A 12,253-nucleotide genomic window follows, 5' to 3' on the forward strand; every position below is an offset into this window, starting at 1 on the left:
AAGCGGGGCCTTGGAAACTGTCCGATGCCGTCAGGCCAAACTCGGCCCCGCGGGCAATGCGATCAAACCACCGGAGCCACTTCGGACGCCTGCGCGCCCTTCGGCCCTTGAGTCAGCTGATAGCTGACGCGCTGGCCTTCCTGCAAGCTGCGGAAACCTTTTGCGTTGATCGCGGAGAAGTGCACGAATACATCCGCGCTGCCATCTTCGGGAGAAATGAAACCGAAGCCCTTGGCGTCGTTGAACCACTTCACGGTGCCGTACTGCATATCCTTATTGACCTCATGCTGGATGCGTTGACGTGCGTCGACGCCGCGTTGGCGTTAGACGCATTGCGAGTATGCAAACTGTGCCGTTGGATGACAACGGTTCAGCGTGACGGCATCGCACACGTTGTTTGAAGCAAGATCCGGCCACGTTTTTTACGCGCAATCGCGTTTATGCGACCGTGGTCACCTACGCCGCTTCGAGCAACGCGGTCAGCAGCGCCGGCAAACCGGCCGAGGCCACGGCCACGTTATCGAGCACATCTTGCAAAGTGATGATCTCGTCCGGATCCGGGCCGGCGCCCGCGGCCCAGTTGGCGACGATCGCCAGGCACGCGTAATCCAGACCCATTTCGCGCGCCAGGCCGGCTTCGGGCATGCCGGTCATGCCGACCAGATCGCAGCCGTCGCGACGCATGCGCGCGATCTCGGCGCGGGTTTCCAGACGCGGGCCCTGGGTGGCGCCGTAACAGCCACCATCGACCAGCGCCACGCCGGCGCGGGCCGCGGCCGTCAGCACCGCGGCGCGCAACGAGCGCGTGTAAGGCTCGCCGAAATCCACATGCAGCACTTCGCTGCCCCCGCTTTCATCGGAATGAACTTCCCAGATCGTGGAGATGCGGCCCCAGGTGTAATCGATCAGCTGATCCGGACAGCCCAGTACGCGCGGCCCGAACCGTTCGCTAATCCCCCCGACCGTATTGAGCGCGAGCACGCGCTGCGCGCCCATCGCCTGCAACGCGGCCAGATTGGCGCGGTAGTTGATCTGATGCGGCGGCAGCGAATGGCCTTCGCCATGGCGAGCCAGGAACGCGACGCGGCGCCCGCCCAAGGTGCCCACGCGCACCGGCCCCGACGGCGCGCCGTAGCGCGTCGCCGGCTGATGGGTCTGCACGTCCTGCAGTTCGGCGATGCGGTACAGGCCGGTGCCGCCGATGACCGCCAGATCGATACCTCGCTCGCTCATCTCAGTCCTTCAATGCGTAGATCGCAGGCAGGTTGCGCCCCTGCTCGTGGAAATCCATGCCGTAGCCAAATACGTACCGGTCGGGCACTTCCACGCCGATGTAATCGGCGCGCAGGCCGTCGACGCAGCGGTCGTGAGCCTTGACCGCGAGCGCGGCGATGCGCACTTCGACCGCGCCCTGCTCGCGACACCATTCGCGAATGCCGTGCAAGGTATGGCCTTCATCGAGGATGTCGTCGGCGAGCAGCACCCGGCGGCCGCGCAAGGGCGTGGCCGGGCGGTGCTTCCAGACCAGGTCCGCGCCAGTGGTGGCGCCGCGGTAGCGGGTGGCGTGCAGGTAGTCGAACTCCAGGTCCAGCCCGCGCTCGCCCAATTCCATCGCCAGCTGCGCGGCGAACGGCAGGCCGCCGTGCATGATCGTGAGATAGACGGGACGACTGCCGGCGTAGTCGTTGCGGATCGCCACCGCCATGCGCGCGATCTCGCGCTCCAGCGTGCGCCGATCGAAGATCAGGTCGGCGTTTTCCAGGGCCGAAGCCAGGTCGTTGTTGCTCATCAAGCCAATCCTTCCAAACGGGTGCGGGTGTCGGCGTAGCCGGTGTCGGCGATCAGGCCGTCCCAGCCCATCGCGCCGCGCCCGATCAGGCCGATCAATGCGGCGGTGTTGAGGCGGCGGCCTTCGACCGCGGCCAAGGACTCTTCTACCAACTGCGGATGACAGACCAACACCACGTCGCAACCGGCATCCAGGTGCGCGTCGATGCGCGCGCGGACCCCGCCGGCCGAGAACGCGGCGGCCATGCCGATGTCGTCGCTGAATACCACGCCGCGGAAGCCCATGTCGCCGCGCAGGATTTCCTCGATCCAGCGCCGCGAGTAACCCGCCGGCTCCGGCGCCACCGCCGGATAGGACACGTGCGCCATCATCACCGCGTCGGCCTTGGCCTCGATGCCGGCCAGGAACGGAATCAGATCGGTCGCACGCAGTTCCTCCAGCGTGCGCGGGTCGACCGCGTCGTTGAAGTGGGTGTCGGCCAGCACCGAACCGTGGCCGGGGAAATGCTTGAGCGTGGCGGCCATGCCGCGCGCGTGCATGCCGCGGATGTAGGCGCGGGTGAACTCGGCCACGACCCGCGGATCGGCGTCGAAGGCGCGGTTGCCGATGGCCAGATTGCCGCGGCCCAAGTCGACCACCGGCGCGAAGCTCAGGTCCACGCCGCTGGCCTGCACCTCGCGGGCCATCAGCTGAGCGTGTTCCTCGGCGAGCTCGAGCGCGGCGCGGGGCTCGTTCGCAAACAACTTGCCGAACACCTCCAGCGGCGGCAACGCGCTGTAGCCCTCGCGGAAACGCTGAACCCGCCCGCCTTCCTGGTCCACGCAGATCAGCTGCGGCCGCGGCGCGGCGGCGCGGATCGCGGCCGACAGCTCGGCGACCTGGGCCTTGGAAGCGAAGTTGCGGCTGAACAGGATCACGCCGGCGCAGGCATCGTGCTGCAGCCAGTCGCGCTCCTGCGCGGTGAGTTCGGTACCGGCGACGCCGATCACGAGCATGCGGAACTCCTGAAGGAGAAACAGCGCGGTCTGCGCGACGCATATTGTCGCGCAGATGCGGCGGCGGGGCATCCTGTCCGGTTCGCGGGGCTGGGGTCGGGGCCGGGAAACAGGCGGCGCCGTGGCTGCATGCGCTCGCCAGGACGGCCGACGGGGTCACGAGGTCTTTTGTGGGAGGGGCTTCAGCCCCGACGCTCTTGGCTCAGATGTGGTGAATGCCGGTCGCCTGCTAGGAGAGCGTCGGGGCTGAAGCCCCTCCCACAACAGACCTCGCAATTCATCAACGCGCCGATGCGCCGCTCAGACCTCGCCGTCGCGCTCGGCCTGACTCCACTGCGAAAACGGCCGAGTGGACAGCGCCAGATTGTAGTAACGCACCGACTCGGTGACCTCCGCGCCGGCCCATGCGGGCTTGGCGAAGGCCGCATCGGCGCTTTCCAGCTCGATCTCGGCGACGACCAGCCCGGCGTTGTCGCCGAGAAATTCGTCGACCTCCCACAGATGGCCTTCGTGCTCGACGTAGTGCCGGCGCTTGTCGACCAACCCGCCGACGCACAGCGCCAGCAGGTCGCGCGCATCTTCGACCGGAATCGGATAGTCGAACTCCTGGCGGGTATGGCCGAGTTCGCGCGATTTCAGATTGAGGAAGGCCTCCTCGCCTGCGATACGCACGCGCACCGAAGCCTTCATCGCGCCGTTGTCCATCGCCGCCAGATCGTTGAGATAACCCTGCGCCATCGGCACGATCTTGTGCGCGGCCTCGCGCCAAGTCTCGCCGGCGACTAAAAATTTGCGTTCGATTTCGATGCCCATGCGCCATTATGACTCAGCCGCGGCGACGCGCGGAATGCGACCGGAATTCCGCCCCTGCGCTGCGCTTCGCGCTCAACGACGGACGGTGGACGCTGCTGCCGGGCTGAGCGCCGCCGCGGCAATCGCTCGTGCTGCAGGGCCCGGCGCCCGGTTCGCAACGAATCGAGCCGAAAGCCGTCGGGATCGCCCCTTCCCAGTACCGATCGCCGCACCGGCCGTTGTTGTGGGAGGGCCTTCAGGCCCGACGCTTTCCGATCAAGTCGCGATGAACCGCAGTCGCCTGTCCGCGTGAACGATCGGCCCGGCTCAGCGCTCGAACATCGCGATCGATTCGACATGCGCGGTGTGCGGGAACATGTCCATCACCCCCGCCGCACGCAGTTTCCACCCCTTCTCGCGCACCAAGTATCCCGCGTCGCGCGCCAGCGAAGCGGGATGGCAGCTGACGTAAACGATCCGCTTGAACTGCTTCAGCGGCAATTGGGTCAACACGAAATCGGCGCCCGAACGCGGCGGGTCGAGCAACAGACGGTCGAAGCCCTCGCGCATCCACGCCTCACCGCTGAGATCCTTGCTCAGATCGGCGGCATAGAACTGCGCATTGGTCAGTCCGTTATGCTCGGCGTTCTCCCGCGCGCGCTTGACCAATCCGGCCTCGCCCTCCACGCCGACCACCTCGCGCACCGTGCGCGCCAGCGGCAGGGTGAAATTTCCCAGGCCCGCGAACAGATCGAGCACCCGGTCTTGCGGTTGCGGCGCCAGCAGATCCAGCGCGTGCTGGATCATGTGTCCGTTGAGCCCGGCATTGACCTGGATGAAATCCAGCGGCCGAAACTTCAGCTGCAAATCCCACTGCGGCAGCGAGAACACCAGCCGCGGATCGGCCGGCCACAGCGGATGCACGCTCTCCACGCCGCCGGGTTGCAGGAAGATCGCGAACTCGTGCTCGCGGCCGAATGCGGCTAGCGCATCCAGATCGGCCTGCGACAGCGGCGCCAGATGCCGGAAGGTCAGCGCGATGCCGCTGTGGGCGTTGTCGCCGTCGTCCATGCGGTCGCCGCCGATGAACTCCACCTGCGGAATTTCGCGGCGCGCCTGCAGGTTGTCGATCAGTTGCGCGAGCGCGCCGATCTTGTCGCCGACCGCCGGAATCACGGTTTCGCAACGCGCGATATCGGCGACGAAGCGCGGATCGGTTTCGCGGAAACCGACCAGGGTCTTGTCCTTCTTCTCGACCCGGCGCACCGAGAACCGGCCCTTGCGGCGATAGCCCCAGGCCGAATCGGTCAGCGCCGGCAGCACGCGCTCGGGCGTGACATGGCCGATGCGCTCGAAGTTTTCCATCAGCACGCGCTGCTTGGCGAGAATCTGCTGATCCTCGGCCATGTGCTGCAGGGCGCAGCCGCCACAGGTGCCGAAATGCGCGCAGCGCGGCTCGACCCGGTCGGCCGAGGCCTGCAGCACCTCGAGCGTCACCGCCTCGTCGAAGCTGCGCGAACGCGCGGTCTGCTTGGCCATGACCCGCTCACCGGGCAATGCGCCGGCGACGAAGATGGCTTTGCCGGCGTCGTGGGGCGCCTTGGGATCGGTCCGACGGGCCACGCCGCGGCCGTCGTGGGTGAGGCCGGTAATGGCGACCTCGAAGGGGGTTTGATCGATGCGGGCCACAGCTGCTGGCAGGAATCAAAGGGCGCGCATTGTCGCATGGAGCCGGGATCGGGGATTCGAGATCAGGGGGTGGCTGGAACGCGAAAGCAAAAGCCCGCTTGCGCGGGCCCTTGCTCTTACCGATTCCGAATCGCCAATCTCCAATCCCGGCCTTGCTTACTTCTGCTTCCAACCGCCGCCCGCGTCCTGGTACCACCAGCCGCCCTTGGCGCTGTCGATCCACTGCCGCGCGAACACTTGGCGGATCTGCCCTTCCCATTCGGGGTGGCCGTTGGCGACCGCGATTTCGCGGTAGACCGCGGCCGAATCGCGGCCCTGGTCGGCCACCGCCTGGTTGACCGCGACGCGATCGGACAACGGAATCTTGGCCGCATCGCGCACGCTGACCGTGCCGCTGTTGGTGAAGCCCAGCGCGCCCGAATCGAAGTGCGCGCGCAATTGGCCGTCGAAGCGCTGGGCCATGCGCGACTGGATGGCCTGGATCGCCGGGGTCTTGATCGAAATGTCCGGCGATTGCGCGTACGCGCTGCCGATGCCGACCAACGACAGCCAATCGATGCGGCTGGCCAGTCGGCCCCATTCCAACCCCGGGCGATTCAACGAAGCGCTGCCGCCGGGCTTGCCGCCTTCGCTGGGCTTGGCTTCGGGCGCGACCGCGCCGGCTTGATCGCCGATCACCTTCTCGACGAATTCCTTCGCCGCTTCCTTGGCTTCGGCGGCCGGAAAATAGACGTTGATGGTCACGCAGGCCGTCAACATCACGGCGGCGACCGGTACTCCCATCCAACGGCGCATGAGCGAATCCTTCTGGTTGTGCGCATCGCAGCGCGGGTTGAACGAACGACGCTATTGAACCACGGCACCGTTGAACGGCAAGGCTACCCGGCCGGGTTCGGCCCGGACGGCCCGGTTCACTGAACCACCGGCTTGAGTTCGCCCTTGCTGACCGCCTCCAGGCGCTCGAGCAGGGTCGGCCAATCGACCCGGCGGTTATAGCCCACCACGTCCAGATGCGGCACGCCCGCGCCTTGGACGATGGTGAAGCCGCGGCTGCCGTCGGGTCCGGCCTTGGCCGGCCCCAGCCCGTCCATATGGCAGACCTCGTCGGCCAGGCGGCAGGCGATGCCCAGGCGGGCGTAGCCGAAATCGTCGAAGAAGCCGATCAGCCGGTCCTGCAGGCTGCCGACGAAGGACGAATCGCCGACGCTGGACAGATCCTGTACCGCGCGCTGGCTGATCCGCTGGCGCACGCCGCGGGTCTTGCGGGTGTGCAGTTCGGCGTCGAAGGCGGTCGGCTGCCAATCGACCAGACGCAACTGGTCCACGCGCCCGAACAAGCGCCCGGTGATGCTGCCGAAGCCGAACACGCCGGTCAGCGATTCCAGGTCGATATCGTTCAAGGCCAGGTCCGAGCTCAGCGTCGGCGCGACCCCGAACGGACGCTCCATCGCCAGCGACGACACCGCCACGGTGCCGCCGAACAACTGCATGGTCAGGCCGCCGTTGAGTTCGAGCCGGTCGTCGGCGTAGTGCGCCTCCGGCAGGCGGCCGCTGAGCTCGCCGGTGAACGCCGGTCCGTCCAGCGCCTTGGCCAGTTGGCCCACGTCGAGCCGGTCCAGATTCAGGCCGAAGCGCAGATCCAGCCCCTTGCCGCCCGCGGGCGGGCGCAGGCGCAGACCGTCGAAACCGGCGCGGCCGCCGAGCATGGCGAAATCGACCGCGCGTTGCAGGCGCAGCTCGCCGTCGCCGCTGGAGAACGGCAACCGCGCCGCGCCGAATTCCAGGCCGTACAGGGCGCCCTCGCGCCAGCCCAGCTCGCTGCTGCGCGGCGCATCGGCCGAATAGACCACGCTGCCGTCCAGGCCGGAGAAACGGAACCGGCCCTGCTCGTCCTTCAATCCGACTTCGCGCAATGTCGCCTCGGCCTGTTCCAACTCGCCGCCGCGCAAGCGCACGCGCGCCTGCAGCGCCCCGGACATCTCCAGCTTGGCCAGGCCGGCCAAGCCCAGGAAACCGGACAAATAACCGTCGCGCAACGGCGCCAGATCGGCGCTGCGCAGGTCCAGATCCAACGCGGCCAACCCGGCCTGAGCGGTCAGCGCGGCGCTGCCCTCGGCGACGAGGATGTCGCCGTCGCGCCACGACAGCAGCGGCAGCCGCCAACCCTCGCCCGGGCTCTGCGCAGCCTGCAATTTCAGCTCGATCGCACGCTGCTGCATGGAGATGTAGGCATTGCCGAACAGCATCTCGCCGCCGAGCAGGCGGCCGTCGATCGCGACCCGGCTGCCGCGGTCGAGCTCGGCCTGAATCCGCAACTGCGCGCCGAGTTTCTCCGCGGCGATCAGGCCATCGGGCGTGTCCAGCGCGCCGTCGCTGAGCCGCAACGGGCCGGCGATGCGCAGCGGTTCGCGCTCGGGCGCGGCGATGTCGAGATGGCCGTCGAGACGGCCGGCCTTGATCCGTCCTTCCGGCCATGCCTGCGCGACCAGCGCCTGCGCCCAGGCCAGCGGCACCCGCGCCAACTCGATCCGGGTCAGATCCGGCGTGGCCGCGGCGCGATGCAACGACAACGCACTGGCACCCTGACTGAGCCGCGCGTCGGTACTGGCCACGCCCAGGTCCAAGGCCAACCGCAGCGGCCGGCCGCCGGCGCCGCGCAGTTCGCCGTCGCAGCGCCAACCGCCGTGGCCGTCGCGTTGCAGCGGGCAGCGCCAGACCACGTCGCGATAGCGATAACCCAGGTCCGGCGCCTGGATCCGCGCGGCCCGCAGCTCCAGTTCGCCGCGGTCGGCGCCGTCGGGCCAGGTCAGACGCAGTTGCACCTGTTCCAAAATTGCAACAGCCGTCGCAACTCTCGCCATCCTGGCATTCAGCGTGCGCGCTTCAGCATGCCCAGACGCCGCCCACAGCAGGGGCAGCGACAAACCCATCAGGAGGCGTAACATGGTCCGCAGCATGGATGCAGGATAGCGGGCGGAAGCGAACCGGCAATGAAGAATTCCCAGGTCCCACGCGTATTGCTGGTCGAGGACGATCCGACCAGCCGAGCCTTCCTCACCGCGGCCGTCGAGGCGATTCCTGCTTTGGTCGACGGTGCCGACAGCCTCGCCTCGGCGATGGCGTTGAGCGCCGGTCAGGATTATCAGTTGTGGCTGTTCGACGCCCATCTGCCCGACGGCAGCGGCATCGATCTGCTCGAACGTCTGCGCCGGCAACATCCGCGCACCCCGGCGCTGGCCCACACCGCAACGGGCGAAAGCGAAGTGCGTGATCGGTTGATCGCCTCGGGTTTCTCCGAAGTGCTGGTCAAACCGCTGCCGGCGGCGGCGGTGCGCTGCGCGATCCGCCGCCTGCTCGGCTTACCCGAGCATGATCTGCCCGCTGTGCCCGCGCTCAACGGCGCCGGCCAGACTCCGGTCTGGGACGACGACGGCGCCGCGCGCGCGCTCAACGGCAATCGCGCCCATATCGCGACCCTGCGCGGATTGTTCGCCCAAGAACTGCCGAACGCGCGGCGCTCGATTCTGGCGGCCTCGCAGTTGGGCAACATCGAAGCCATGCGCGGCGAACTGCACAAACTGCGCGCCAGTTGCGGTTTCGTCGGCGCCGCGCGGCTGGCGCAAGCGGTGCAAGTGCTGCAGGCGCAACCCGACTCCCCGGCGCTGCTGACCCAGTTCGATCAGGCCGCGCAGGATACGATCGACCAAGCCGGCTGAGCCGCGGTCACGCGGCGGCGCATGCGATCAATCGCCGCCGTCGAGTGGCCCGAATATTCGTGAGCGTGGGCTGCGACTTCCGCCCCATCGCGGCGGCTTGAAGCCAAAGCATCGGGGCTGAAGCCCTCCCACTTTCAAGCCGCTTGGCGCCCGATCAGCCGTCTTCCGCACCCGGCTCGCGCTTGGCCGACACGCGCGACAACTCGGCCAGCATCTCCCAGGACTTCAATCCGCGCGGCCCCAGGTGATGCACCAGCACGCTGCGCATCGCGTGGCGCAAGCCCGGCAGATCCGAAGCCTCTGGCGCGATGTCGTCGGCCAACGCGAGCAGGGCGCGGCCGGTCGCCGCGGCGCTGCGTTCGCCGTGGCCGCGATCGCTGAGCAAACGGCGCGGGCCTTGTTCGGCATCGAGCCGATAACGCGCGGCCGGATCGATCGGCGCGCCCTCGGCGTCGACCCGCCAATCGAAGCCCGAGCCCAAGGCTTCGAGCAGATCGCGTTCGAAGCGACGCAGGGTCCAGGCCAACTGCTCGCCGCCCAATTCCGAGCGGGTTCGCCCGTACAGATCGAACAATTCGGGGAACGGATCGCCGCGCGGCACCAGGCGCAGCAACAGCTCGTTGACGTAGAAACCAGCGAGCGCGGCCTCGCCGTGCAAGCGCGGCGCCGCGTCCACCGCTTCGGCCGCGATCAACCGCGCCAGTTCGCCGCGCAGCAGCGCATCCACGCGGATGTACTGAAACGGCTGCAGGGCCGCACGCAGCACCTGCCGCTTGGGTCCCTGCACGCCGCGCGCGATCAGGCCGATGCGGCCGTACTGCTCGCTCAACGCCTCGACCAGCAAGCTGGTCTCGCGCCAAGGGCGCGTGTGCAGCACGTAGGCGGGTTCGGCGGACAGGCGCATAGGGCCGGGGATTAGGGATTAGGGATTAGGGATTAGGGATTAGGGATTAGGGATTGGGAAAAACGCGCGGCCGGATCGATCCAAGCGCAGTGCGTACTTCAGAGTTGCGAACAACGCGTCACCGCCAGTCAGCGACGGAATCGGCTTGTGCGAATCCCGAATCCCGAATCTCCACTCCCGGCCTCAATCACTCATATCCGAGCTGACGCAGAGCGGCCTCGTCGTCCGACCAGCCCTCGCGCACGCGCACCCAGGTTTCCAGGAACACTTTCGCGCCGAACAGGTGTTCCATCTGCACGCGCGCCTTGGCGCCGATCTCGCGCAGGCGCGTGCCGCCCTTGCCGATCACGATCGCCTTCTGACCGTCGCGTTCGACCCAGATCACTGCGCCGATGCGCAGCAGCGCGCCGTCGACCTCGAAGCGCTCGATCTCCACCGTGGTCGCATACGGCAGTTCGTCGCCGAGTTGGCGCATGACTTGTTCGCGCACCATTTCGCCGGCGAGGAAGCGCTGGCTCTTGTCGGTGATTTCGTCCTCGCCGTACAGCGCTGCCTGTTCGGGCAGCAGCGCCAGCACGGTCTTGACCAGCGCTTCCAGGCCGCTGCGCTTGAGCGCGGAGATCGGATGCACGCCGGCGAATTCGCGGCCTTCGCTGATCCGGGCCAGATACGGCAGCAGCGCGGTTTTGTCGGGGATAAGATCGACCTGGTTGACCACCAGCACCACCGGAAGGCCGGCACCGCGCAAGGCATCGAACGCCAAAGTGTCCTCGTCTTCCCACTTGCCGGCGCGCACGACCAGCAACGCCGCATCGACGCCTTCGAGCGAACCGCGCGCGGCGCGGTTCATCATCCGGTTCATCGCGCGCTTCTGTTCGCGGTGCAGGCCGGGCGTGTCGACCAGCAGCAACTGCCCCTCGGGAAACGTGGCGATGCCGAGCAGGCGGTGGCGCGTGGTCTGCGGACGCGGCGAGACGATGCTGATCTTGGCCCCGACCAGAGCGTTGACCAGAGTGGATTTGCCGACGTTGGGACGGCCGATGACGGCGACGTGGCCGGCGCGATGCGAGGAGGGATTCATTGGCGAATTGTCCGCGCGTGGCGCGGCCAGGGCAAACTCGGATGCGGGCCGCGTTCACGAACGGCGGCGGTAAGGAAGGAAACGGGCCTGTCGAACGGGCTCGTCGAAGGAATGAAGGACGGCTTGGGGGCGCGGCGGCGCTTGCCGGGGAGGGTTCCAGACGACTTGGCGCGGCGTGTCGATCAGCCGCGAAGGGCGGCCCCGCGGGTGGCCGCGAGGCTCAGTCGTCGGCCTTGAGCAGCCGCAAGACCTCTTCGGCCGCGAGTTGCTCGGCGGCCCGGCGCGAGCCGGCCTCGCCCTCGGCGCTCATGGCGGGCTGTCCCAGCGTGCAGCTGACGCGGAAGGTCTTGGCGTGATCCTCGCCGCTCTCCGACAGCAGGGCATACACCGGCAGCGGTTTCTGCCGGCCCTGCAGCCACTCCTGCAGGCGGGTCTTGGCGTCCTTGCCGACCTTGTGCGGCGGCGGCAGCGCGTCCATCGCCGACTGGAACCACGGCAGCACCTGTTCGCGGCAGGTTTCGAAGCCCGAGTCGAGGTAGATCGCCGCGACCACGGCCTCCAGCGCGTCGGCCAGGATCGAATCGCGACGGTGACCGCCGGATTTCATCTCGCCGGGACCGAGCGTGAGCCGCGCGCCCAGCTCCAGCGAACGCGCGATCGGCGCCAGCGCCGATTCGCGCACCAACTCGGCCCGGGCGCGGGTCAATGCGCCCTCGTCGGCCTGCGGCCAGCGCTGGTACAGCGCTTCGGCCACCATCAGATTCACCAACGCATCGCCCAGGAACTCCAGGCGCTCGTTATGCGGCGCACCGGCGCTGCGATGGGTCAGAGCCTGTTGCAGCAACGCCGGATTGGCGAAGCGATGAGTGATCGGATCAATCACCTTCTTTCGTAGTCAATTGCTGCACGGCGTTGAAGTGACCCACCACGTCCAGATTGGCGATCAGCTGACGACGCACTTCGTACTCCACGGTGATTTCCAGACCGCGTTCGTTGCGCTTGATCTTGAAGTTCCCTTGCTTGACGCTGTCGACATAGCTCATTTCCATGCGACGGAAGAACAGGTCGCGCGCCTTGGCGCTGTCCATACGCCCAGCGCCCGGCTCTTTGGCCAGATCGGCGAGCGAGCGCTTGACCGAATAGAACTCCGTGTACATCGGAACCAGCTTCATGCCCATATAGACGAAGACGCCGACCACACCCAGCACAACGATGAAGCCGATCAGCGTTATGCCGCTCTGATTACGTTTCATACCTTCAATCCCCATGTGATCCCAGTTGCCGATT

Annotated in this window: 13 protein-coding genes; 1 reads left to right on the forward strand and 12 read right to left on the reverse strand. The window is 67.4% G+C overall.

Annotation, left to right across the window (positions count from 1 at the left end; translation table 11 throughout):
* Window positions 1-62: 62 nt before the first annotated feature.
* The 8 genes from ACTOWJ_RS00910 to ACTOWJ_RS00945 form a co-directional block, all read right to left on the reverse strand.
* Window positions 63-269: a cold-shock protein gene (locus tag ACTOWJ_RS00910; RefSeq protein WP_031373678.1), complete on the reverse strand. Its 207-nt coding sequence runs from the start codon at window positions 267-269 to the stop codon at window positions 63-65.
* 187 nt (window positions 270-456) lie between these two features.
* The gene (locus tag ACTOWJ_RS00915; protein WP_441332699.1) at window positions 457-1,233 is read right to left on the reverse strand and encodes an S-methyl-5'-thioinosine phosphorylase; all 777 of its coding nucleotides are present in this window, start codon (window positions 1,231-1,233) and stop codon (window positions 457-459) included.
* A gap of 1 nt (window position 1,234) precedes the next feature.
* Entirely contained in the window at window positions 1,235-1,789 is a 555-nt protein-coding gene (locus ACTOWJ_RS00920) for a hypoxanthine-guanine phosphoribosyltransferase (protein ID WP_441332700.1), read from the reverse strand.
* Window positions 1,789-2,784 (reverse strand): beta-N-acetylhexosaminidase, encoded by a 996-nt coding sequence (nagZ, locus tag ACTOWJ_RS00925; protein WP_441332701.1) that lies wholly within the window; start codon window positions 2,782-2,784, stop codon window positions 1,789-1,791. The genes ACTOWJ_RS00920 and nagZ overlap by 1 nt, the downstream gene beginning before the upstream one ends.
* Before the next feature lie 300 nt (window positions 2,785-3,084).
* Window positions 3,085-3,597, reverse strand: coding sequence for a CYTH domain-containing protein (locus ACTOWJ_RS00930; protein WP_441332702.1), 513 nt, complete (start codon window positions 3,595-3,597; stop codon window positions 3,085-3,087).
* Between the two features lie 306 nt (window positions 3,598-3,903).
* Entirely contained in the window at window positions 3,904-5,277 is a 1,374-nt protein-coding gene (gene rlmD, locus ACTOWJ_RS00935) for a 23S rRNA (uracil(1939)-C(5))-methyltransferase RlmD (protein ID WP_441333066.1), read from the reverse strand.
* Window positions 5,278-5,421: 144 nt separating this feature from the next.
* A complete protein-coding gene (locus ACTOWJ_RS00940; RefSeq protein ID WP_441332703.1) occupies window positions 5,422-6,060 on the reverse strand; it encodes a DUF1318 domain-containing protein in 639 nt (212 codons plus the stop codon).
* Between the two features lie 116 nt (window positions 6,061-6,176).
* Window positions 6,177-8,087, reverse strand: a complete 1,911-nt coding sequence (locus tag ACTOWJ_RS00945; RefSeq protein ID WP_441332704.1) for a hypothetical protein — start codon at window positions 8,085-8,087, stop codon at window positions 6,177-6,179.
* Between the two features lie 168 nt (window positions 8,088-8,255).
* Here ACTOWJ_RS00945 and ACTOWJ_RS00950 point away from each other — a divergent pair, with 168 nt between their 5' ends.
* On the forward strand, window positions 8,256-8,981 hold the full coding sequence (locus ACTOWJ_RS00950) for an Hpt domain-containing response regulator (RefSeq protein WP_441332705.1): 726 nt from the start codon (window positions 8,256-8,258) through the stop codon (window positions 8,979-8,981).
* A gap of 154 nt (window positions 8,982-9,135) precedes the next feature.
* Here ACTOWJ_RS00950 and recO read toward each other — a convergent pair whose 3' ends face one another.
* The 4 genes from recO to ACTOWJ_RS00970 form a co-directional block, all read right to left on the reverse strand.
* Entirely contained in the window at window positions 9,136-9,885 is a 750-nt protein-coding gene (recO, locus tag ACTOWJ_RS00955) for a DNA repair protein RecO (RefSeq protein WP_441332706.1), read from the reverse strand.
* A gap of 187 nt (window positions 9,886-10,072) precedes the next feature.
* Window positions 10,073-10,966 (reverse strand): GTPase Era, encoded by an 894-nt coding sequence (gene era, locus ACTOWJ_RS00960; RefSeq protein WP_441332707.1) that lies wholly within the window; start codon window positions 10,964-10,966, stop codon window positions 10,073-10,075.
* Between the two features lie 220 nt (window positions 10,967-11,186).
* Window positions 11,187-11,849 (reverse strand): ribonuclease III, encoded by a 663-nt coding sequence (gene rnc / locus ACTOWJ_RS00965; RefSeq protein WP_441332708.1) that lies wholly within the window; start codon window positions 11,847-11,849, stop codon window positions 11,187-11,189.
* Complete coding sequence (locus ACTOWJ_RS00970) at window positions 11,842-12,219, reverse strand: DUF4845 domain-containing protein (protein WP_441332709.1); 378 nt, start codon at window positions 12,217-12,219, stop codon at window positions 11,842-11,844. Before ACTOWJ_RS00970 ends, rnc begins: the two co-directional genes overlap by 8 nt.
* Window positions 12,220-12,253 lie beyond the last annotated feature (34 nt).

It is taken from the genome of Lysobacter sp. CA199, assembly GCF_052078715.1.
In the GTDB taxonomy this organism is placed as follows: Bacteria; Pseudomonadota; Gammaproteobacteria; order Xanthomonadales; family Xanthomonadaceae; genus Lysobacter.

Bases quoted from the DNA above. Each gene is read 5' to 3' on its own strand.
- ACTOWJ_RS00910 (WP_031373678.1), bottom strand. From the start codon at position 269: ATGCAGTACGGCACCGTGAAGTGGTTCAACGACGCCAAGGGCTTCGGT.
- ACTOWJ_RS00915 (WP_441332699.1), bottom strand. From the start codon at position 1,233: ATGAGCGAGCGAGGTATCGATCTGGCGGTCATCGGCGGCACCGGCCTG.
- ACTOWJ_RS00920 (WP_441332700.1), bottom strand. From the start codon at position 1,789: ATGAGCAACAACGACCTGGCTTCGGCCCTGGAAAACGCCGACCTGATC.
- nagZ (WP_441332701.1), bottom strand. From the start codon at position 2,784: ATGCTCGTGATCGGCGTCGCCGGTACCGAACTCACCGCGCAGGAGCGC.
- ACTOWJ_RS00930 (WP_441332702.1), bottom strand. From the start codon at position 3,597: ATGGGCATCGAAATCGAACGCAAATTTTTAGTCGCCGGCGAGACTTGG.
- ACTOWJ_RS00940 (WP_441332703.1), bottom strand. From the start codon at position 6,060: ATGCGCCGTTGGATGGGAGTACCGGTCGCCGCCGTGATGTTGACGGCC.
- ACTOWJ_RS00950 (WP_441332705.1), top strand. From the start codon at position 8,256: ATGAAGAATTCCCAGGTCCCACGCGTATTGCTGGTCGAGGACGATCCG.
- recO (WP_441332706.1), bottom strand. From the start codon at position 9,885: ATGCGCCTGTCCGCCGAACCCGCCTACGTGCTGCACACGCGCCCTTGG.
- era (WP_441332707.1), bottom strand. From the start codon at position 10,966: ATGAATCCCTCCTCGCATCGCGCCGGCCACGTCGCCGTCATCGGCCGT.
- ACTOWJ_RS00970 (WP_441332709.1), bottom strand. From the start codon at position 12,219: ATGAAACGTAATCAGAGCGGCATAACGCTGATCGGCTTCATCGTTGTG.